We start from the raw sequence: 20,758 nt of genomic DNA on the forward strand, positions 1-20,758 counted from the left end.
TTAACTTAACAAAAAAAAAAGGCTAACCACAAAGTGATTAGCTTAAGAAACGCTAGATTACTGGGTTAATACTATATGCCGTTTTAACTAAGGAGTCAATTACTTCATCAGGTATATCATATACAATTAAATATTTCCCATTTCTATCAAGTGGTTTTTCAAAATTTGAATTTGAGATATATTTTTCTATATATTTGCTACTCAGTAATAAGACTATTCTACTATCGAGTTCTTGGTGTTCTATTTTAAGAAATTCCTTCCAGCTATAGCTCTTAAGATTCAATATCCTTTTGTTCGAATACGTTTTATGGGGATCTCTTATAAATCCAACTATTTTACTTATATCTGTAAAAGCATCACAACATTTATTGTTATCCCCTAAAGTCAAAATATAAGGTGGTTCAATAAAAACTAGCCGATGAGATATTAAATATCCTCGCATATCTTTAATAACCACTATGTCATTTTCTTTATAGTCTTTTTTAGCCTCTATAAATACTGTATCTCCATGGTAGAAGGTATCTTCCATTGAGATTCCTTGAATAGTGAACTTGACTTTACGATTAGAGTTCACTGCCTTACTTATAAAATTAATATCCATTTATCACATCACTACTCTCGAAATTCTCCTCAACAATATCTTGTTCAATCATTTGATTAATAAAATCTTCTATGTCATTTTCTATTTTATAATCATGATCCAAAGAAAAAACTTCTCTTACCTTATCAATTATTCTTTTAGTATCAACATTTGATTTATCAGTTAAAAATCTAAATATACACATGGAGACGTTATCATTCAGTAGAAATGTTTCTCCAGATTTACTTAAAATATATATGGCATTTCCGCGGTCATCTACAAAACTTTCTTTTTTAATAGATATATTCATTCTTTTTCAACTCCTTATCTCTATTAAAAAATAACCACATAGATTCTAAAAGCAATTCCTTATTAATGTCGCATTCTGTATGATCTACTCCGTCTAAATTTGATGTGAGTTCATATTGTAATCCTCTGCATCCACCTGCACATAGATATTTAAATGTGCAATCTTTACACTTTTTCAGATTATCAACTCTACTATTTCTCGCCTTATTAAAAGCTGCCGAATTTGTAATAATATCCTTAATGGGTTGTTCCCTTACATTCCCAGCTTTAAGTTTAGGGGTGTGCAATAACTTACAAAGATATACATCACCGACCAAATCTATAGAAAATTCACCGATTCCAAAACCGCAATGTTGATTAATAATAAATGGTTGAATTTGAGTTTCATTTCTAGACATTCTGTTCCTCGTTGAGTCTAATTCTATTTGTAGCCGGTCACTAACTTGAAGTGCAAAGTCTTGTTTTTCCTTGCCTCTTCCCATCTCACCAAAAGGAACGACATTAAGTCTAATGTTATTTTCATCCGTAAAAACTCTGAGTTTATCAATAGCGTCTTTATTATTTAATGTCACCGTCTGATTTATTTTTATACTTGCCCCTGCCTCCAATAATAAATCTATAGCCGTTTTTGCATTGTTCCAGGAATTTTTACCTCTGTTTTTATCATGTTCTTCTTCATCTAATGAATCAAGACTAATCGTTATTAAATTGCAAAGGTTAGCAAGCTTTTCCGCTATTTCCCTTGTTCTGATAAAAGAGCCATTAGAAATAATGTTAGCCTTTAATCCAATATTTTTAGCATGGGTTAGAAGTGTAAATAAGTCTTTCCGTAAAGAAACCTCCCCACCAGTAAATACTATTGTTTCAATACCTATATCTTTCAATTCCGAAATTGTCTTTAATGTTTCATCAGTTTTCATTTCATTTGGAAGCTTTCTAGCTGGACCAGCTTCTGCATAGCAATATATACAGTTGATATTACAATTGTATGTAGCAACAAAGTAAACAACTTTGGGAATATTAACCTGAGACATGGAAGGGATTTCATTTTCTGTTTGTGCTAACTTATATAATTTTATTAGGTTTTCAATTTTTTTAGTTTCTGGGCTAAAGCCTGGAAGTCCATTAATAATATTTTCTTTAACAAATTCAATTTGATCCTCATCTACAACTATCCAACTATTAAGTATAAAATTATGTACAATAAACTGATTTTTTCTAGTGTAAGCTACTACAGAATCACTAATTCTTTCCAACTTTGCACCCCTTTTCATTGAATAATTGATTCCATAAAAGGGAAATAAGCTAGATATCTTGCTTATTTCCCTTTATTCTTTAAACTATAAAACGTTTACCACCCGCCACCAATTAAAACCCCGCATCCACAGGCAGTTCTTATATAGCTACTTACTTTTTTCATGACTGGTTTTTGATAGATCATTTTTATGTCCCCCATCCAACAAGGATGCCGCAAGCACATGCAGATAATGCTTTATTGTTAATAATTTTAAGAACTGGTTTTTGATATAACATATAATTACCTCCCGGTTTTAAGAAATTAAGGCTTAGGTGCCCCAACTTCATTAGCATTAACCCAGGGAAAACCAAACTTATCCATGCACTATAAACTTGTTGGCTAGCTTTACCAAGTAAGGTAATCCCAAAGTTCATGGAATCGAAATACTTTACTATTTGGAGCTCCTTAGGTCTAAAGGGACCTTGTAATTAGGGGGGGACCAACCTGTTTGCACTTATTCAAAAGATGCTATAGATATGTATAAGACTAAATGAACAAATTGGTCCTTTCCGGTAGGGCACAAGTAAAACCGCCCCACAAAGTGCATTTTAAAACTAGTTCTCCCACCTAATTAACTATTAACCTGCTCCTCCACCTACCAAGAAACCACAAGCGCAGTCTGACAATACTACTTGCTGTACAATCTTTAGTTCAGGTTTTTTATATTCCCGCATCTTTACACCTCCTTAAATATTACTTTGCTAATTCCATTACCAGATCCTGAACCAACTAACCAACCGCATAGACAAGCTGACATTACAGATTGTTTTACATTTACCAATTGGGGTTTTTTGTATTTCATGGTTTCCAACACCTCCCTTCTTTAACTAAATAATACAATATTTAGATTTTTTCACCTTATTCCAATTGTTACAATTTTAGGAACTTTACCTTTTTTTGAAATATAATTATTTTTCTCGATTACTAACTAATCTTTTCCTTTACATATGAAATTGTATGAAATAAAATGAAAATAGATGAAAGTTGTGGAGAGAAATATATTGGAGGTATTATTTATGAATAATTTATATACAGTAGACGAAGTGGCTATAATGACAGGTCTTACCAGGAGAACAATACAAAATTATTTAAAGGATGGGAAGTTGAAAGGAAGAAAAATCGGTGTTCAATGGAGATTTACTGAAGAAAATATCCAAGCGTTATTCAACAATCAAGATTTTCAAGCTGAAGTAACAAATTCTAATAATAAAATGGTTCTAGAATTTCTAAATTCAAAAGAGCGTCTGGAAACCGAAATTTGCTCTGTCATTGATTATCCTTGCTTAGACAAAAACCAGATTGATAAGTTAACTCAACAGATAATTAAATTTGTAAATACACATCAGTTAAAGGGAAATATAAAGTTTTCCTATCAGTATATAAAAGAGCATAATATTGCTCGCTTTATTATCACTGGAAAAATCCAGTACATAAATCAAGTTTTGCAAATGGTTAATTAGAGAGGGATGTCAGAAATATCTGAAGGACAAGGGCACGTTTTAGACAAACAATCATAAGGGGGCTTATACGATGAATAGGAATATATCATTAATTACACTCAATCAATTTTTAACGAATACTGCTGACAGTATTTTTCAAATTGTTCTTTTTTGGTACGTATATCACCAAACAGGTTCAGCTCTTTCAGCGTCCCTCGTTACTGCGATTAGTTTTACCATACAAATCTTCTTATCCCCTCTTATTGGTGTTCTTTCAGATAGATACAACCCTCTTACAACTATGCAAGTGTCTTTTGGTATATTGGGATTAGTTGGAGTTATTTTTGCACCTGTGTATTTCTATTTAAAGTCTTTAATCGTTATCTATATTTACTTTGCAGTAATTATCCATACTTGCTGCATGATGCTTGAAGGATCGTCTAAAAATCGGCTCATACCATTATTCGTGGGTGAAGAAAATGTTGTAAAGACTAATGGATATATTTCTTCATCTGGAAATCTTGCTTCATTAATTGGAAATAGTCTAGGCGGAGGCATTCTAGCAGTAATATCTTTTGCAGGGGTAATGTTAATCCATTCTGGCTTATATTTCTTGGCAGCAGTAATATTGTTGTTTTTGATAAAGGTTAAATCATCACAGGAAAAAAGCGAAATATTAGTAACAGAACTAAAAGCAGAAACTAAAAAGTCAGATGTAAAGCTAAAAAAACCAAAATTTTTTCAAGAAATGTTAGACGGCTTCAAATTATTAAAAAGCAATCGGCCATTACTAAAATTAGTTATTTTATCGACTGTTTTAAACATCGCTATGCTTAACGCCTCACTATTAGTTGTATTAGTTAGTGATCAATATCATGGTACATCAACAATATATGGTTTATTTAACATGTTTGGCATAATAAGCTCCATAGTTATTGGTTTAATTATTGGTAAATTAACAACTAAATTCAAAACTCCCACTTTGTTTGCAGTGGGTTTGGCAATCAGCGGGGTTGCAACGGTTTTAATGGGAGTAACAAATATTATTGCAATAGGGATCTTACTAAATATGCTAGTGCTTGCTTCAGGGGCGATACTCCGAATTACCTTTAATTCATTTATGATGATTTGTGTAGAGGATAAATTTCGAGGGAGGATGATGTCTCTTGCAATTGCAATTTCTGCAATTATTGTACCTGCAGTATCTCTCTTAGGAGGGTATTTGAGTGATAAATTTGGCGTGGGAATTGTTTACATCTTGTCCGGAAGTTGGATATTTATCTGGACTTTATTTCCTCTAATTGATAAAGATATTCGAGAAATTAATCTTGGAATAAAACAAAAACGTGGTGAATTTGCTAAGTCTATATAAATTTCATCAGTAAAAGAAAGAAGTTATCTGATGCTTCAGTATCAAAGGAAGATAAGTCTTTTAAAACGGTTTTTAGTAGTTTTTTTGAGGGGTTAAAATAAAAAGCTAACCACTAAAAAAGTGATTAGCTTTTTATACAATTAAAACAAACTTAATTGTTCTTCACTATTATTTTGAATAGAGGATTCCAACTTTTTATTTACTTCTTTATTGGTAATATTTATTTTAGAATGATTAATTTGGTAGCATCTACAGCGTTCCTTCTTACCAGGTTCTGTTTCAATAAATACACACTCTAACTTTCCGTAATTGCATTCTTTAAATGCGCTGCAGCAAGAGAATTCATGTGCCATCTTCAAGCTCTCCTTTCATTAAAATGATGTAAATGATAGTTGTTTTTCCTCTGTGGAACTTTCTAGTCCAAGAAGGAATTTTACGTTTTGAATGATAATGTCGGTCACTGACATATCATCAGGCGCCTTGGTCCTTCTGCCATCCTCGTATTTTCGGGCATTTAAATACGCTGTAGAATCAGTTGAAAAAAACGGATATTCTTTCAGTAATTCATCAGCCATACCCAAGCTGTGAAAGTTTTGTTCCGGATGCTTACCGAACACTTTATCCAATATTGAACGGATAAACGGTTTTCGGCTGCTCAGATAGGGAACAAGCCCTCCTATAGCGATAAGTTCATGTTCTTCCATAACAAGCCTGTCCAATTCATCTAATGAATCAGTGAATTGCCATACCGGATATATCGTTGCTCCAGGAGTTAACTCTTTTAATTTGAGGTAATTTTCTTTTGTTTTCTTTGGATCACCCACTACATCTAACGGAAGAAAGCCTAAAATGCGATTATTTTCTTTGTTTTCGTTAATAAACCGGGCATATCCCTCAAGAGTAAACTCCTCCATTAACTTTGCAGAAAATAAGCATTGTTGCTGTACAACATTAGATTTCTTTTGCTTTATCTTCTCATTGAAAAAACTAAATGCCCCGCTATCAATAATGGCATATAAATCATGCCTGTTTAGCATGTTCAATGCTTTTGACGATTCCAATATTGATTTGTAATTTAAAAGCACACGTTTAAGCCCTAATGGTTTAAGTACTTTTGCGACTAGTTCAGGCGATCTTTCCAGGCCGGAGGCAAAAAACAAAGTGCCAAGCAAGGAAATACGAAACTCACCAAATTTTAGAGTCTGCAATTTGGATAAATGCCTGAATATATAGTTCAAAATTCCGAATAATGCGGAACTGAACTCGGTATAGGCTTCCATTTCTTTTCTTACAGCTGTACGTTTAAAGTACATGTAACTAATCGCCTTTCTGATAGCAGTCCTTGCTAATCTAAAGGGTTTCTCTCCTTTGTAGGATTTCAGATAAAGACAATCCTTATCGTAGGAAACAAGGGTATTTACCGCCCCTTTTGCTGTACGGAAAAAGCCTTTCTTACTTAATTCCCGCCTGAATTTTCGCTCTATAACCCTTGCATCAAGGTCATACTGTTTGTACATAAGATTACCTCCGTTTATTAAAGAGAGCCCATTCGCAAGTGAATGAGCCCCATTAATCGAATTTGTTAAAGTTTATCCTGCAGAAACAGGAATACCCTGTAGAAACCTAAAACCGTAAAGGCTAGGCTTACTACCGCACCAATTACTGAACGAATTACTTTGATAACAAAAATCAAAGCAATAACACCAATCACGATCAACCACAAAGAAGGTAGTTGAAGCAAATTTGTCAGCAACTCCATGTTAATCCCCCTAATCAATTTAGCTAATTTGTTTAACCCATCGTTTTTTAGGACCGGTAGGCGCTTTATCAACCCGTTTTCTTGATTGGCTTGACCATGAACCACCGTCACTAATACCGCTTAAATAGAAGCCACTAGCTCTCAATGAAACTCCTGTTTCTTCTTCAAGTGTGTAAGAAATGATTTTGGTATATCCCATTGCCTTGGCTGCCTGGTAAACAGCTGAAACTAGTTTAGAAACCCCGTTTTTATAGATGCTAGATTTTATACAGCAGCGCGTTATTTCTAAGGTGAATCCATCATCTAAATGTCTGTTTACTGGATTGCCGGCCATGATAACTCCGACAAGGGTATCTCCATCACTTAAAGCTACGGAAAATCGATGTCCCTGCGGAGCAACGTGGTGACGATGATGCTCATTAATAAATTGGCAAGCCTCTCTAAAGGTAATGGGCACCGGCATCAGCTTTAAGGGTTTAGGCTGTTCTATGAACAACGTATCCAAAGGAGTATCCCTTTGATACCAATCCAGAAAAGAGTCAATTTGAACCAATGCATGTTGTTTGGCAATTTCTTTTGTCAATGCACTGTCCCAAACGATTTCATACCCATCATCCAGTAATTCTCCTAAAGCTCCATTACCTAATTCTTCGTCGCTTAAGATGACAAATCTATTAGTAGAAACCTTATAGAAAATCCAATAAAATGGTTTTGTTTTATACAAGCCCAATTCCTCCTAAACAACAGGGGAAAGCCATAAAAAGCTTTCCCTTTGATGTAGTCTATTGTTTGCTATAACCCCATACATGGGCATAGGAAATGGTGAATTCCATAATACCTTCGTCTATATCAAAAGTATTCTTGGCAATTGCAGTTACCTTTCCACAATACTCATGTTCTCGAGTGTTTACGCTGATTTCATCCCCAACAGAAATTTCTTGTTTAAAAGCCACAATACCTAGTTCGTTCATTTCATCCAACTCCTTTTATTTATTAAATGGACTCAAAACTGGCTAGATTATAAAGGCCAGCTGATTGTTAGCATTTTCCTCGACTGGAACAGCGGTACGTCTATCGACTAATTTCCTTACTTGCTGTTTCATTAATGTATAAGCCACCTCAATACCAATTGCCTTAACCACGTTACAATCGACGGACTGCCCAATTAATCGCGTCCGTTGATTCTCAGAAATAGATTCCGGAAAGGAAAAGGTCTCTGGTACATCAAGGAATTTGGCCAATTCATCTGAGCGGAATAATCTCCAACGATGACACATAGATCGAACGATAAGGACCTCTTAATAACAATTACTGACTCGCCCACAAGGATATCGATTTTCTCTTTGGCTCGAAACAACATTGCTAAATCGCCATTAGAGTAGTCTATTAAAGGTCGATATTTATTCCAGGATGGCCGTTTCCGTTTTGCTACTTTATAATCCGAGTCATCCGCTTTCTTAATGACTAAGGCTTGCTGTGTCCTGGTATAGCTGATTGGTTCCCCTACGATAAATCCCCCTACTTCCAAAACTGCCGGTTCAAGGAAGATTCTTGGATTTCCATTCCGTTCAGAAGTCCTTAAATTGCGGATTAATTTTACATTCTCCACTTTTATTCCTCCGATTAAATAGAAAGGCAGAATCAAATAAGTACGATTCTGCCTTCTTAAAGTTTTTTAGTTTTACATTATTCGATAGAAAACAATCCCTAAAGAGCTAAGGCAAATTGGTTGTTCTCCTGTTCGATAATGTTTTCCTCTGAAATCTCTGTAGGGCCGTAATCAACAAAGCAGCCACAACCGCCTTCATCGTGCTTCAAGTCGAATTGGTCGTCTTTGTCATAGTTGAACCCTTTCCATCCACTCAAATCTCTACCGAATTTAGCCAAAGGATAAGCGGCTCCCTTTCGCTTCATAAAGGAATACTGGTTAATCACCAGGTCAGTAGGTATATGCACCTTTGGTTTGCTGGAACGCCCATAGAAATAGTCCCTGTAGGAATTATCCAACTGCTTATGCCATAAGGCCTTAACCTCATTGTCAAGCCCATCTACTTCTAAGTTCTTAATGTAGTGGTATTCTGACACATAGAGTTTAATATAATGCTCTTGCTCGACTAGCTTATTAAAGACTGCCGGCATTTCCTTCCTCAGTCGCTTAAAATGAGCCATTCCCGCTTTCACACAACATCCATTACAATTGTTATGGCTAAATCCCATATCGTATAGAACGGGCTGCCTGATTGAGTATTTATCGAGGACAAGGTTGTTATCAATGAATAGGTCAATAAGCGGAAATTCCACTTTAAAACCCTTTTTGCCCCTCTTGCTCCAATTGTGTTGGATCGGCCCAGCTCTATGCGATTCCATAAAACCTATGCCAAAGTATAATGTCGCATTTGTTATGAAATCATTATCCCGTAAGTATTCTTTATTTCTCCAAACTTCGATGTTTGGCCGCTTACCCTTTTTAAGATAATCTTCAGCAACCTTAATCTTAAGGTATTTAGAGCAATTACCAATCCGGCTATTAAAGACAACCTTTTGCTCAAACATAAGCTCTATAGGGTTTAATCCCATGCTATGAGTTAAGAGCGGCAGCTGTAACTTATCGGAAGCTTCATGGATAAATCGGTAAAGGTCCTCATTCTCCCACCGAGTATCTGTAAAGTAGAGTAAGATATTGTCCTCTGGATATTTTGTTTTTACATAATCAGCAACGGAAAAGCTAGATAGCCCTCCGCTGAAGAAAATAATATGGTTTCTCATCTATAAAGTACCCCTCTATTTTGTTATGAAATATACTCCCGTTTACAAACAACGTTTTTCAAGGGAGCTTTCGGCTCTATCCACTGAAGTCCAGTAATTATCTTCTGAGCGTTCTCTCTGGTGAGATTTTCATAATCTCCAGTTGGAAATTTAGAGAAAAAGTAATCCTTTATGAATTGCTCTCCCCTTAATTCCTTCATTCGTTTTATCCTGGCCAATTGTTTTTTAGTGGGCTTACTTTGCAAATTATGGATGGCTAGAAGGATGGATTTTAACTCGTTATAATCCTCTTCTATAAGACCTGGTTCATAAATACAATCGGAGAACCAAATTGAACCGTCCAACCTAACACAACCTACTTCAAAGGGGCGAATCCCTTCTCCACTTTTTCCTTTAAAATCAGCAAGGGAGGCAAAATCAAAGGGATTCATGCAACCAAGGCTAGGAGTTAGATTATTCTTCCCAAACACAAGAACGCCATCTAAACCAACTCGGACAGCTACTTTAAAGCCTTCAATACATTGAAGGTCTTTGAAAGCAACTGTTATTCCCTCTTTGTTAAGAATTCTCCACCCAGGAAACTTTTCTTTAAGCACCATTATTTCCCCCATTCGTGAAAGACTCGCGAACATACGCATATTTCCCGGAACAGACAACCTCATCTGATGTTGTTAAAGTCTTTTTTGTCTCCGCTTCAGTAAATAAAGTCGTATAGTAGGGGTTATAAATAACCTTCTTAAAACCGGAAGGAACCTGAACGTTATATGCTGCTAGCGTTCCTCTTACAAAAGCATGAACCCGCTTGCGTTTCTCACTTACGGTTTTCTGCCTTCCGCTTTCTGATACATGGAACCTAGCATTAGTAAGCTGAACGGTGCTACAATGCGCTAACACAAGGCCCGTTTTGGCATCCCGAATACTATATCCGTTATTGGTGTGAAGATTACGGTAGACATCAACTTTCTGGCCAATTTCAAATGCTCTCCCCTTGTAAGGAGTAAAGAACATATCACTTACCATGACCGGCCTTTCCATTGGCTTCACATCTAAAATGTCACCATCGTAATACTCATCCGCACTGGAATCACCGACTTCCCACAGAAGTACAGTAGTTAATCCGCGATTATCGTCATATACCCATCCTCTTAATTCCCCGCATATCACCTTTTTTACTTCTTCTCCATCACTTTTAATATCCTCAAGGACGGTCACTTCATAGAAGTTTCCAACAGTGTCGAGAAGGTCAGCAGGCCGCTTTTTTTTAGCGAACATATTAATTCCTCCTAAATAAAAAAGGCAAAGAAACAGTTGTCTCTTTGCCTCATCAACGTTTTTAATTAGCCCTAACAGCAAACTCTCTTAAAGTTTTCTAATTAACTCGTAGCATCCTCTCTATTGATCCTTAGAAGAGATTCCCGGGCACAAATTGTTTCCTGTTACCCTGGCGCTTAACCTTTCCAATTAATTCACCTTGGTTGTTAAAGCGATGTACATTGCTTTGGGAGAGAAAAACTTTTACTTTGCCTAAGTCCAAACCTTTAATCCCCAGGGAAGCATCTGCTGCTTTTGCAAACGCTTGAGCGGCCCGTGTTTTTCCCCTTTCATTTAGTTGAGTAAATTTCAACATATTAATACCTCCATTCGTTTTAGTTAGTACATACCCCCAGCAGAAAATACAGTTCTCTCTCCGTAATAACGGGCGATTCCAACCACAACTCCATTGGAATCGTATCTGTGTGTCTCTAACTTTGAGGCAAGTAACTCAGCCACATTATCCTCATCCATTCCATCCCAGCCAAAATCAAATGCCTTGGCATCTTCAATGAAGCCTTCAACTGCTGTCTTTTTGGCTTCTGGAGTCAACTCAGTAAATTTAAGCATTACTGTGTTCCTCCTTCGCCCTGAATTTCAAAAGAAAAACTAAATTCTTCAGCAAATGCCTCCAGCTTTTTTGTTGGAAAGTTTCTAGTTTTAAAAGCAACGTAAAGGTACGTGAAAAAGTGATTTGCAGTCATGATCCATACCCCACAGTCCTCATAAATCCAGTTATCAGACCATTCAAAGATGTTGTCGATAACGATATTTTTTATGCCGATTCCCTTAGTATGAATATTGAGAATTTGACCAAGCATTTCCCCATAAGTAATAAGGTTTTCTTTATAAAAAACCTTATGTTCACTTATTCTGCGGAAAGATTTTACAATCGTCTCATCCTCTGCCCAAATGGTACAATGAGTACCTTTAAAGAGCGGGAGAGTGATACCGGAAACAAATTCCTCAAGCCTTGCAGCTTCATCCAAACTTTTTGCTTTCAGGGCTGATAATCCCTTTCCTTCCAATGAAATCATTGAAAAACCTCCTAAAAGTTTTTGTTTTGTAACCCATCCTTCTTCGGAAAGCACAAAAAAACAGCCATTGGGGTATCTGATTTGGACACAAGAAAGTGCCTGTTAAATCATCAACCGCAAAGGCTGCTATGTTTGTTAGTTTCGCAACTTAGTAGTCGCTCAGAAAATCAAAAAAAGAAAAAAGGTTTCATGTAAATTATAGCAATTTTACCGCATAATGTACACTTCATATTAAATAATCCTCTTTAAATCGTCATCAATGGTTTCATTGATCTTTGTCAGAATCTGATGTTTTGTACCATTTAATAAAGTCTTATAAGGATAGCTCAGAGTATCGCTTGTTACCCTGTTCAATGATAAATCGTAATCTAGAGTTCCATATATAGCTATTGGGTTAACCGCTGGAATGTCTACATACCGCTGCTCAACATCGATAGCGAAGCGGTAGACTTTTTCACTTGGCTTCTCTATTAAAGAAATAGTACCTTTTAGCACCGTTTTAAGATGGCGTTGCATTTTTCATCCCTCCTTTTCTCTTTACTCTATGTATTACGCAAGTTTCTTTGAAATTTCTCATTCCTCGGGTCGTAATAGAATCCAAATCCCAAGAATTTGGATTAGCGGGCAACCAACAAACTTTCAGTCGGACCGGCTACAATAACAACTGCTAAAGCGGCTGCCTTAAGAGTGGAGATCCCAAAGGATAATGGCAAGGTGCTGAGTACAAGTTCAAGCGCTTTAAGGGCGGAAAGGGCTAAGGCGTATACATTCCATGGAATCGCTTCATAAAGATAATCCAATACATCCGATGTCAAATGGAACATGGAATTTGTCAACAAGCTCCGGGGAGCTCTACGGGATGAGCACTGGAAAAACCTTCTTTACCAAGCCGATTCAGCGCTGGTGACAAAATAAAACCTGGATCAAGTCAATGGTCATGAACTTGATTTCCTACCCCGTCTGCCTGATACCTTCGCCTTATCAGGTAAGCTGAAAGAGGAGGCTTGGGAGGCCCAAAACTGGCAGTCCGCAGGAAAGTTGGCGGATAAAAAAGATTCCGCAACCTATTGTTACAAGATTTTTGAACGGAAACTAGACGTTGAAACCTACCATTTCCTTGTCGTCCACTCAGATGAACTGGAAAAACAAAAGAAAAAGAGCCTCGCTGCTAAAGTCCAAAAGGAAAACGAAAAGCTGACGGGTGCCCTTACCAAACTCTGTGAGCCCGCCTTCCACTGTGAAGAAGGACGACCTTGATGCCATCAAAGGCTTCAAAAAAAAAGAATAAAGCACGCCAACACGAGTACGAAACGGAAGTTGTATGCCGGGAGGAACCCCTCAAACGTGATTATCGTGGCCGACCACGGAAGGACGAAGAGGCCCCGACAGCCACCATCTACCGAGTCAGACTGGTTTCCTTTCTAGAAAATCTGGAAGAGATTGAACACCAACTGAAGCTGGCCAGTACCTTCATCCTCATCACCAACTGGCTGGATTAAAAAAGGCTTTCAAATATTGATATGCTTAAGACCTACAAAGGACAATCATCTGCCGAAACCCGGTTCCGGTTCCGGCTCCTAAAGGAGCCTCAGATGATTGACGTGGTATTTTTGAAAACCCCTGAAAGGATAGAGGCACTCGGCATTGTGTATGTCATGGCACTTCTTGTATATGGGATGCTTGAATACTTGATAAGGGCAAAAATGAAGTATGAAAAGAATCCGCTAATTTTGGCGGTAAAACCATGCGATACTTGCCTGATAATATTGGGGAAGAAACCAAAAGGATTGTCGAACTGGCAGGCTATGACATGAACATCTACCTGTCAAAACAGCCCGAAGAAATGAATGCCTAACAATAAACTCTGCAGAACTGTTGGTTTTCTGTCGAATGAAGCAGACAATTATAGAAATAAGAAAAAGATTGTCGGCTTAATAATCTTTTAAAAATGATGATTTGGAAAACTGTTAGACTGCGTCTTTGACCCGCGAAATGTGAGAGTTAACACTCCTGGGAGTCCTGTCTATATATCTATAAATAAAAAAACTCTCCTTTTCAGGAGAGCACAGACTGTCGACAAGCCCGAAATTACTCGACTAAGTTGACAGTCCGTTACTACGTAAGTAGTAATATATTAATCATTAAATAAGCCCTCAATAAAATTTTGTATTTCGGAAGACCAAACATTAATGTACATCATTTTATCAAAAAACACCATAAGTCCGATTACAATCATTAATATTCCACCAATTTTCATAAATAGGGAGGAATATTTTAATATTATTTTAGTTTTACTTATAAAAAACGCCATTATAATAAAGGGAATACAGAAACCTAATGAGTATGCCGTTATATTAAATAATGTTTGTGTTGGGTACATAATATTTGCGTAGATGATGGCCCCAAAGATTGGCCCAATACATGGTGTCCAACCAGCACCAAAGACCATCCCTACAATAATAGAATTAATAAATCCTATTCTCCCTTTTGTTAATTGAAAGCGATGATCTCTCATTAAAAAAGTTGGTTGGAAAATCTCTAATAAAAATAATCCCATTGTTACTAAAAAAATCCCACCAAGCATCCTTATTAAATCATGATATTCCGTAAATAGTTTTCCAACAAAACTTGCGGAAAATCCTATTACGAAATATATTATTGTAAATCCCATTGAAAAATATACTGAATGCAAAAGAACAGTTTTTCTTATATATGGAGAACTTTGTTGGTTTTTTAGCTCTCCAACTGTAACGCCTGAAATATAAGATATAAATGACGGATATAACGGTAGACAACAAGGAGAAAAAAATGCTAATAACCCTCCTCCAAAAGCAAGCCATATTGAGACATCTTCCAAGGTACCTCCTCCTTCCACTCTCATTATATACTGAATTAATTTGGATATCATACCAATAATAATGAGTAAATAAGATTAATATATTTGCAGCCTTGTTTTAATTAAGATTTGCAAAGATTTCTTCGTAACGGTGTTATTAATAGAATTGCAGCATTTGCTACTATAGTTTTTAAAAAGTCCATAAATCCGATGTCAGTTTGGGCTACACGCTGCGCTTGCTGTCCGGGTAATTTAATCGAGAGAAAAATGGGGATTTTTTGATTACATCAATGCTTCGGTTTGCCACTCTAGCCGTATTGGATTAAGGGCTACTAGCCTTGCTTTGTCTTACTTCTTGGAGTAACGCAAAACCCTTGGTGGGGAGTCCGTTCGATGTTTGAGTGTCCTAAGCATGGCTCTTGAGTAAATTATCAATTACTCAGAAGTGGTCTCTAAAGGAACTTTGAATGCCCAATTTCTCTAATAAACTTAGGAATATCTCGGCTTTTATAGGGCGGCCATTATCTTAATGCAACACGTGTGGCCCCCCTTGTATTCACTAAAACGATTGCTCTTGTTACGAGCGTTTCAGCATGTTTTGCTTCTTCTGTTTCCAAACTTCCAAGCCACCTACATTTCTAATAATCAAATTGACAATTAAATAGAGTCGATAACACAAACCTTCTATAAGTCCATAAAGCCATGTAGTATGCCATGTCCACACCTGGTTTGGCGATGTAGCCAAATGGCTCTCGGAATCTACTCTCAGGTTTTTTACTACAACCGCGGTAATGTAACATTTTTTCTCACGTAACACACGATAAAATGTGGATTATGACTCAATGGTAATGTTTTCCCTTATTCAGATTCTTTGGTACGTTCTGTTCCTCGGTAAATCAACTTATTCTTTTTGTTTGACAACTGTGGAATTTCCTCTTTTCCTCCTCAGACAAACTTTTTTTCACTGGTCTTTTCGCAAATTGGCTTTGATTGACCTTCACTTCACCCTTTGCACCCAACACTCATACGTTCGAACAACTGATATGGAGTTCTTTGCAAGAGTTCGCTAATCTCGCATGCTTTGATTGTCTTTTTGTGGAAATTTAACAGCTTGCGCGGTAATTTGACGAGCTATTTATTCTATACTAGTCGCCCCTCAAAATTTGCTGAGGCCTTTTTTCACAAAATTAATAAGGCCGGAGCTTCGACTTATGCCTTTTCTTTCTTCTGCAGCTTCTTTTCTAATTGTAGCACGTTGCCACCCCCGTATATGCTTTTTAGGTCACTTGTACAAAAGCCTTCTTCTATTACGATATGTAGCACCGATTCATTATATCGGGGTATCAAGCGTTGAATAATGGCTATGTTCTCGTAAATATCGCATATTATTTTTTCCTGTATATTGCTTAACCTCTGTGTATTTACTTAATTATTGTACTAAAGTAACTTATAAAATCTATCCAACAGAGGGGGAAAAAATTGTATTACTCTTACTTTAAATCATTTGAACTCATTAAACTTTTTATAGGTAGCTTTATGCTTTTTATTTTTTCAATACTAAAGTCCATAAAAAGCCTTTATTAATCACTTAGTCAATAGTAGATTTATAAACAAGACCGCTTATGGGATTTATCTACAAAAAAGTAAAAATTTTTAAAATCATTGAAAAGTTTATTTATATGAATTATACTAATATTTGTAATAAGAGTAAAATATAACTAAATGAGGTGTAAAAATTGAAAAAAAGGTATTTGTTGGTTTGTTTGGCGCTTATTATAAGTATTACAGGGTTTGATATGGTAGCCCCTAAGTCTTCTGCTCAGGCAAAAGGGCTAAGTGTTACATACCTAAACCTTACTGACACTACTAGATCGACATCTAGAGTGACTCTAAATTCTGGTGAAAAATTAAGGTATTATGTAAATGTATATCGTGGGGATATACAATTTGCTATTTTTAAAAATGGCGTTATGTATTCTACTGGTAGAGTAGGACCCGGGGTGTATCAGGATATTGTTTCAGGGGCTGGTCCGGGTGAATACTCTTTAAGGCTATATTGCGGTACTCGTGATGCTATGAAAACGGGTTGTAGTGTACCATCGGCTTCTATAGAAGCCTACTAAAAACTAATTATTTTGATTGTTTTTTTACAGGAATAAAGACAAGGTTGATATTAAACATTTAGAATTCTCGGATAAAATAAAAAAGGTATAATTCTCTCAAAACAAGAGGAATTATACCTTTTCATCATTAATTTTCATTGCCCTAAAAACCGCCTAGTATCATTTCTTATTCTACTAACTAGGGGGCATTTCTTTATGAGGTTCATTTGAATTATATTAGTTTTTAGGTAATATTTCTTTAATCCATTGATCTAATTGGTCCCTAGACATCTGACCTTCATAAGTTCTTTTTATAGTACCCTCAGAATCAATAAAAACAGAAGTGGGAACAAAACGAACAGAATAAGCATTAATAACTTCTCCACTTTTATCTATAACAACAGGAAATGATAAATGATAATTTTGTATAAAATTATTTATACTTATTTCCGATTCTTGAAAACCCACACCAATAATTTCGAAGTTTTGATCCTTATATTGGTTATAAGCTTCTTGGATATCAGGCATCTCTTTTTTACATGGTTCACACCAAGTAGCCCAAAAATTAATTAGAACAGCCTTGCCTCGTAATTTTTTTAACTCTAGTACATTACCATCAAGCGTTTTTAGATTAAAATTTGGAGCTTGAAAATTTACACTTGCTTTTTGACTTTCATTTTTATCAATAGTATTTTTATAAATAGCAAAAATCACTGAAATTAATAAAATTATAACTATTATTACGTTAGTTTTTTTCATATAAAATGTATCTCTCCTTCTAACTTATCCTTGACAAATAATAAAAGTTTTTAAAAAATACAGTAAAATGAATTCATTATTAATTTTTATTATAACAAAGATTTATACTATCTACACTATCTGTAAACTCAAAGAATACATAATAATTTCCATATATTCAAAAATTATATGTATCATGTTTAGCAGAATAAATTTGTTTATAATTTAATACTTGGAAAAGTAAATTTTATTTTTCAAATGTAGTGAACCCAAAAGTGCATTAATTAATTTCACTTTCCAAAAGATCAGCCCCTTGGTACCGGCATATACCAATTTAATTAACTGTCGAAAATAAACTATTTGTAAAGTCCATAAAATATATAACAAACGTCATCGTTGGACTCTGAATAACGATGTCACTGATTACGGCCCTTAGAATTCGCGGATGGTTACATGCTTATATAAGATGCTAGTGTAAGCAGAAGTGGTTATGTGTAGAGAAGAGAATAAAAGCGAGACAGAAGGAAAAGCCCCTTCCTTAATCAATTGAATAGTGAAATTATATTCTCTGTGGTGAGGGGCTGATTTGAAGATGGATATAGTTTATCAACTGTACCAATTCTTTAAGGCAGAGTTGATTTTTATATACTTTTTTTAAATAAGCAGCAAGTTTTATCCACATCCCTTCCATAAAGTATTTTCCCAAATTTATTCTTTGCTAAAATCTTTTTCACAGTTTTCTTTATGTAATAAGGCGAGCGTTTAGCCCGGACTCTCCTTCAATAGGCTTTAATGAGAAGCTGCAGGAGTGTATCAATTTCTAGTATACTTTATAATTCTAACCAATTCTCCAATATTGATTGAATATTAGAACCCCAAATATTAATATAAACCCTCTTATTAAAAAAGATAGTTAACCCTATTAAAATCATTATATATCCTCCTACTTTTATTAATAATAAAGAATATTTTAAAACAATCTTTGTCTTACTGATAAAGAATGCCATGATGATAAATGGTATACAAACCCTAAGGAATAGGCAGTTATATTAATAAAGGTCTGAGTTGGATTTATTATACTAGCATAAATAATCGCTCCAAAAATGGGACCGATACATGGTGACCATCCCGCATCAAAAATAATGCCCACTAAGATAGAATTTAAAAATCCAATATTTCTCTTTCTGTAATTAAAACGATGTTCTTTCATTAATAAAGACGGTTGAAAAATTCCTATCATAAATAAACCTATTATTACGAGGAATATACCCCCGAATATTCTAATGGTTCCATTATGCTGTATAAATAATGATCCTATTAAACTTGCTGAAAAGCCTATTGCATAATAAACAAGCGAAAAGCCGAAAGAAAAATAAAATTAATGTAACAGAACAGTCTTTCTTACTACTGGTGAGTCTTACATATTTTTCATTTCAGATACCGTAACCCCTGAAATATAAGAAATAAAAGATGGATAAAGGGGAAGGCAACAAGGAGATATAAAGGCTAATATACCTGCTCCAAAAGCAAGCCAAATCGAAACTTCTTGCATTTTCATCACTCATTTCATGGTGGGTATCCAATAATATTTTTTGGACTTATTCTTCATCTGGCTTCTTTATGATTATAACTCAATATTCTAACTATACGATTATTACTTTTGAAGAATATGGTGATTTTAATATTTAGTGGAAATCGCAAAAAAACTATCTGGGTCGTGACCCCTAGAATGAATGGATGATCGTTCTATATTTAGCCTCACCCCTTGATTGTTTCTATCGTCTGGTTTAGCGGTTATAGCACAAAGTACAATAGAAGAAGTTTTGCGGACTCCAAGGAGCTCCACGGTTTTCGGTATGCCCGATATCGAGGAAAGGAGTCTGTCCAGATACAGGCATTCATGACCGCAACTTGTCAAAATATGAAGAAAATCGCCCTTCATCTCAGCAAAATATCAGGATAAAAGGCGCTTTTTCATTGTAAATGAATATCTTCTAAAATTTTATTTAACTCCATAGATCTGGTAGTAATGCAAAAAAGGTTTCTCAACAATCTGAAAAAGACTGCCTCTTAATCTAAGAAGCAGTCTTTCTTGGTTTCTATCAAACCTTATAAGAATTATTGAGATGTTATTCTACCTGCGCCATCACAATCTGTATATCTAGTATATTCTCCACAGTAAAGCCTTACTGAATATTCCCCAGTTCCTATACTACTAGCAGACCATGTATAAGATTTAGTGCTATTAATGTTTACCAAACCTGATTGAAAAGCTGTTCCATTCTTAAAAACCGTCCACATAATATTGTGACCGCTATACCAGTAATTTGAAACGGATAAAATTAAAGATTGTCCCGATGAAAGAGTTACCCTGGATGTGGTGTCCGAAGTTTCACCTGGACTTAATGTAACGGGGGATGATGCGGCTGAAGCAGCACTTGCAACACCCATGGAACTAACCGATATAATCATTGCCATGGAAAGAATCATAAAAAGTTTTTTCAAGTTCAATCTTCCCTTCAATTGTTTTTATCGAAAGAAAATCAATCTATCGACATACAAAATATACTATAAAAGCGTGCGAATAAATAGTATTTTTTTACACAAAAGTAAATTATTTGTAATTTATGTCGATAATGTGAATACTGGAATAATCAGTTGCAAAATGGAGATAAACTATTAATCATATTTCTTGACCATTTGGTAAAGTTCATCCTTCGTCAAAGGTCCATTATAGTGTTCTCTAATTATCCCGCTTCTATCGATGATGAATGTTTCTGGCTGACCTGTTACACCATATTTTTTTGAAATTTTCATATTGTAATCAAATAAATAAGTTGAGGTCGTTTTGTATTTTTTAATAAACTTTTGAACCCTTTCAGGCGTCTCCCCTCGGTCAATGATTAATAATTTATACTCTTTTCCGAATTCCTTCTCAAACTTTTCTAATTCTGGGGCTTCTTCTTTACACGGATTACACCAGGTAGTAAAGAAGTTTAAAATCACAATTTGTTCTTTGTAATCGGACAGTCGGACATTCTTTTTATTGAGGTCTGGCAATTTGAAGTTAAACGCATCATCCCCAATAGTAGTGACAACGGTCTTATTACTAAGCTTAAATCCAAAATTGACAAACAACCCAATGACAATCAGCAAGACAACCAATCTTACTTTTCGATTCAAACCAATTCCTCCATTCATAGTGAGGGAGA

Annotated in this window: 28 protein-coding genes and 1 pseudogene; 7 read left to right on the plus strand and 22 right to left on the minus strand. The window is 35.5% G+C overall.

What is annotated here, in order from left to right; all coding sequences use genetic code 11:
* Nucleotides 1–52: 52 nt before the first annotated feature.
* From D1B31_RS18260 to D1B31_RS18270, 3 genes are read right to left on the minus strand one after another with little or no spacing between them, the layout of a single operon-like run.
* Nucleotides 53–601 carry a S24/S26 family peptidase gene (locus tag D1B31_RS18260; protein ID WP_118923098.1) on the minus strand — a complete coding sequence of 183 codons (549 nt, stop codon included), beginning with the start codon at nucleotides 599–601 and terminating at the stop codon, nucleotides 53–55.
* Nucleotides 591–890 carry a PqqD family protein gene (locus tag D1B31_RS18265; RefSeq protein WP_118923100.1) on the minus strand — a complete coding sequence of 100 codons (300 nt, stop codon included), beginning with the start codon at nucleotides 888–890 and terminating at the stop codon, nucleotides 591–593. Before D1B31_RS18265 ends, D1B31_RS18260 begins: the two co-directional genes overlap by 11 nt.
* The gene (locus D1B31_RS18270; RefSeq protein WP_158587599.1) at nucleotides 874–2,145 is read right to left on the minus strand and encodes a radical SAM/SPASM domain-containing protein; all 1,272 of its coding nucleotides are present in this window, start codon (nucleotides 2,143–2,145) and stop codon (nucleotides 874–876) included. Before D1B31_RS18270 ends, D1B31_RS18265 begins: the two co-directional genes overlap by 17 nt.
* Nucleotides 2,146–3,202: 1,057 nt before the next feature.
* On the opposite strand from D1B31_RS18270, the gene D1B31_RS18280 reads away from it, so the two are divergent.
* Both D1B31_RS18280 and D1B31_RS18285 read left to right on the plus strand, forming a co-directional pair.
* Nucleotides 3,203–3,646 (plus strand): helix-turn-helix domain-containing protein, encoded by a 444-nt coding sequence (locus D1B31_RS18280; RefSeq protein ID WP_158587600.1) that lies wholly within the window; start codon nucleotides 3,203–3,205, stop codon nucleotides 3,644–3,646.
* A gap of 70 nt (nucleotides 3,647–3,716) precedes the next feature.
* Nucleotides 3,717–4,997 (plus strand): MFS transporter, encoded by a 1,281-nt coding sequence (locus D1B31_RS18285; RefSeq protein WP_118923108.1) that lies wholly within the window; start codon nucleotides 3,717–3,719, stop codon nucleotides 4,995–4,997.
* 140 nt (nucleotides 4,998–5,137) lie between these two features.
* Here D1B31_RS18285 and D1B31_RS18290 read toward each other — a convergent pair whose 3' ends face one another.
* The 14 genes from D1B31_RS18290 to D1B31_RS18350 form a co-directional block, all read right to left on the minus strand.
* Nucleotides 5,138–5,350 carry a hypothetical protein gene (locus D1B31_RS18290; RefSeq protein WP_118923110.1) on the minus strand — a complete coding sequence of 71 codons (213 nt, stop codon included), beginning with the start codon at nucleotides 5,348–5,350 and terminating at the stop codon, nucleotides 5,138–5,140.
* Between the two features lie 18 nt (nucleotides 5,351–5,368).
* Nucleotides 5,369–6,235, minus strand: a complete 867-nt coding sequence (locus D1B31_RS18295; RefSeq protein ID WP_158587601.1) for a hypothetical protein — start codon at nucleotides 6,233–6,235, stop codon at nucleotides 5,369–5,371.
* Between the two features lie 344 nt (nucleotides 6,236–6,579).
* Nucleotides 6,580–6,756 (minus strand): hypothetical protein, encoded by a 177-nt coding sequence (locus D1B31_RS24405; RefSeq protein WP_158587602.1) that lies wholly within the window; start codon nucleotides 6,754–6,756, stop codon nucleotides 6,580–6,582.
* A gap of 19 nt (nucleotides 6,757–6,775) precedes the next feature.
* Nucleotides 6,776–7,480 carry an XF1762 family protein gene (locus tag D1B31_RS18300; protein WP_118923114.1) on the minus strand — a complete coding sequence of 235 codons (705 nt, stop codon included), beginning with the start codon at nucleotides 7,478–7,480 and terminating at the stop codon, nucleotides 6,776–6,778.
* Between the two features lie 58 nt (nucleotides 7,481–7,538).
* The gene (locus D1B31_RS18305) at nucleotides 7,539–7,727 is read right to left on the minus strand and encodes a hypothetical protein (RefSeq protein ID WP_118923116.1); all 189 of its coding nucleotides are present in this window, start codon (nucleotides 7,725–7,727) and stop codon (nucleotides 7,539–7,541) included.
* Between the two features lie 194 nt (nucleotides 7,728–7,921).
* Nucleotides 7,922–8,365: a hypothetical protein gene (locus D1B31_RS24410; protein ID WP_158587603.1), complete on the minus strand. Its 444-nt coding sequence runs from the start codon at nucleotides 8,363–8,365 to the stop codon at nucleotides 7,922–7,924.
* Between the two features lie 98 nt (nucleotides 8,366–8,463).
* Nucleotides 8,464–9,522: a phosphoadenosine phosphosulfate reductase domain-containing protein gene (locus D1B31_RS18315; protein ID WP_192894801.1), complete on the minus strand. Its 1,059-nt coding sequence runs from the start codon at nucleotides 9,520–9,522 to the stop codon at nucleotides 8,464–8,466.
* A gap of 23 nt (nucleotides 9,523–9,545) precedes the next feature.
* On the minus strand, nucleotides 9,546–10,121 hold the full coding sequence (locus tag D1B31_RS18320) for a hypothetical protein (protein WP_118923120.1): 576 nt from the start codon (nucleotides 10,119–10,121) through the stop codon (nucleotides 9,546–9,548).
* A complete protein-coding gene (locus tag D1B31_RS18325; protein ID WP_118923122.1) occupies nucleotides 10,111–10,794 on the minus strand; it encodes a hypothetical protein in 684 nt (227 codons plus the stop codon). The genes D1B31_RS18320 and D1B31_RS18325 overlap by 11 nt, the downstream gene beginning before the upstream one ends.
* A gap of 130 nt (nucleotides 10,795–10,924) precedes the next feature.
* The gene (locus tag D1B31_RS18330; RefSeq protein ID WP_118923124.1) at nucleotides 10,925–11,149 is read right to left on the minus strand and encodes a hypothetical protein; all 225 of its coding nucleotides are present in this window, start codon (nucleotides 11,147–11,149) and stop codon (nucleotides 10,925–10,927) included.
* A gap of 23 nt (nucleotides 11,150–11,172) precedes the next feature.
* Complete coding sequence (locus tag D1B31_RS18335) at nucleotides 11,173–11,403, minus strand: hypothetical protein (protein WP_118923126.1); 231 nt, start codon at nucleotides 11,401–11,403, stop codon at nucleotides 11,173–11,175.
* On the minus strand, nucleotides 11,403–11,924 hold the full coding sequence (locus tag D1B31_RS18340; protein WP_142922603.1) for a hypothetical protein: 522 nt from the start codon (nucleotides 11,922–11,924) through the stop codon (nucleotides 11,403–11,405). The genes D1B31_RS18335 and D1B31_RS18340 overlap by 1 nt, the downstream gene beginning before the upstream one ends.
* A gap of 177 nt (nucleotides 11,925–12,101) precedes the next feature.
* Nucleotides 12,102–12,386, minus strand: coding sequence for a hypothetical protein (locus D1B31_RS18345; RefSeq protein ID WP_118923130.1), 285 nt, complete (start codon nucleotides 12,384–12,386; stop codon nucleotides 12,102–12,104).
* A 101-nt stretch (nucleotides 12,387–12,487) separates the two neighbouring features.
* Nucleotides 12,488–12,694 (minus strand): hypothetical protein, encoded by a 207-nt coding sequence (locus D1B31_RS18350; protein WP_158587605.1) that lies wholly within the window; start codon nucleotides 12,692–12,694, stop codon nucleotides 12,488–12,490.
* A 214-nt stretch (nucleotides 12,695–12,908) separates the two neighbouring features.
* On the opposite strand from D1B31_RS18350, the gene D1B31_RS18355 reads away from it, so the two are divergent.
* The 3 genes from D1B31_RS18355 (at nucleotide 12,909) to D1B31_RS18365 (ending at nucleotide 13,684) form a co-directional block, all read left to right on the plus strand.
* Complete coding sequence (locus tag D1B31_RS18355) at nucleotides 12,909–13,127, plus strand: hypothetical protein (RefSeq protein ID WP_118923134.1); 219 nt, start codon at nucleotides 12,909–12,911, stop codon at nucleotides 13,125–13,127.
* On the plus strand, nucleotides 13,124–13,369 hold the full coding sequence (locus D1B31_RS18360; RefSeq protein WP_142922604.1) for a hypothetical protein: 246 nt from the start codon (nucleotides 13,124–13,126) through the stop codon (nucleotides 13,367–13,369). Before D1B31_RS18355 ends, D1B31_RS18360 begins: the two co-directional genes overlap by 4 nt.
* Before the next feature lie 93 nt (nucleotides 13,370–13,462).
* A complete protein-coding gene (locus tag D1B31_RS18365; RefSeq protein ID WP_118923138.1) occupies nucleotides 13,463–13,684 on the plus strand; it encodes a hypothetical protein in 222 nt (73 codons plus the stop codon).
* Between the two features lie 320 nt (nucleotides 13,685–14,004).
* Here the strand turns inward: D1B31_RS18365 and D1B31_RS18370 are convergent, their stop codons facing one another.
* Complete coding sequence (locus tag D1B31_RS18370) at nucleotides 14,005–14,727, minus strand: cytochrome c biogenesis CcdA family protein (RefSeq protein WP_240035333.1); 723 nt, start codon at nucleotides 14,725–14,727, stop codon at nucleotides 14,005–14,007.
* 1,715 nt (nucleotides 14,728–16,442) lie between these two features.
* On the opposite strand from D1B31_RS18370, the gene D1B31_RS18375 reads away from it, so the two are divergent.
* The gene (locus D1B31_RS18375; protein WP_118923142.1) at nucleotides 16,443–16,829 is read left to right on the plus strand and encodes a hypothetical protein; all 387 of its coding nucleotides are present in this window, start codon (nucleotides 16,443–16,445) and stop codon (nucleotides 16,827–16,829) included.
* 216 nt (nucleotides 16,830–17,045) lie between these two features.
* Here D1B31_RS18375 and resA read toward each other — a convergent pair whose 3' ends face one another.
* Nucleotides 17,046–17,567: a thiol-disulfide oxidoreductase ResA gene (resA, locus tag D1B31_RS18380; RefSeq protein ID WP_118923144.1), complete on the minus strand. Its 522-nt coding sequence runs from the start codon at nucleotides 17,565–17,567 to the stop codon at nucleotides 17,046–17,048.
* A gap of 949 nt (nucleotides 17,568–18,516) precedes the next feature.
* On the minus strand, nucleotides 18,517–18,786 hold the full coding sequence (locus D1B31_RS25295; RefSeq protein WP_476738902.1) for a cytochrome c biogenesis CcdA family protein: 270 nt from the start codon (nucleotides 18,784–18,786) through the stop codon (nucleotides 18,517–18,519).
* A gap of 576 nt (nucleotides 18,787–19,362) precedes the next feature.
* Here D1B31_RS25295 and D1B31_RS18390 point away from each other — a divergent pair.
* Nucleotides 19,363–19,509 (plus strand): annotated as a pseudogene (locus D1B31_RS18390) (transposase); the annotation flags it as partial.
* Between the two features lie 155 nt (nucleotides 19,510–19,664).
* Here D1B31_RS18390 and D1B31_RS23910 read toward each other — a convergent pair.
* Both D1B31_RS23910 and D1B31_RS18400 read right to left on the minus strand, forming a co-directional pair.
* Entirely contained in the window at nucleotides 19,665–20,051 is a 387-nt protein-coding gene (locus tag D1B31_RS23910; RefSeq protein ID WP_142922605.1) for a hypothetical protein, read from the minus strand.
* Nucleotides 20,052–20,225: 174 nt separating this feature from the next.
* A complete protein-coding gene (locus D1B31_RS18400) occupies nucleotides 20,226–20,729 on the minus strand; it encodes a TlpA family protein disulfide reductase (RefSeq protein ID WP_118923148.1) in 504 nt (167 codons plus the stop codon).
* Nucleotides 20,730–20,758: the final 29 nt, after the last annotated feature.

The organism is Neobacillus notoginsengisoli, from assembly GCF_003515685.1.
GTDB classification, from domain to species: domain Bacteria; phylum Bacillota; class Bacilli; order Bacillales; family Cytobacillaceae; genus Bacillus_D; species Bacillus_D notoginsengisoli.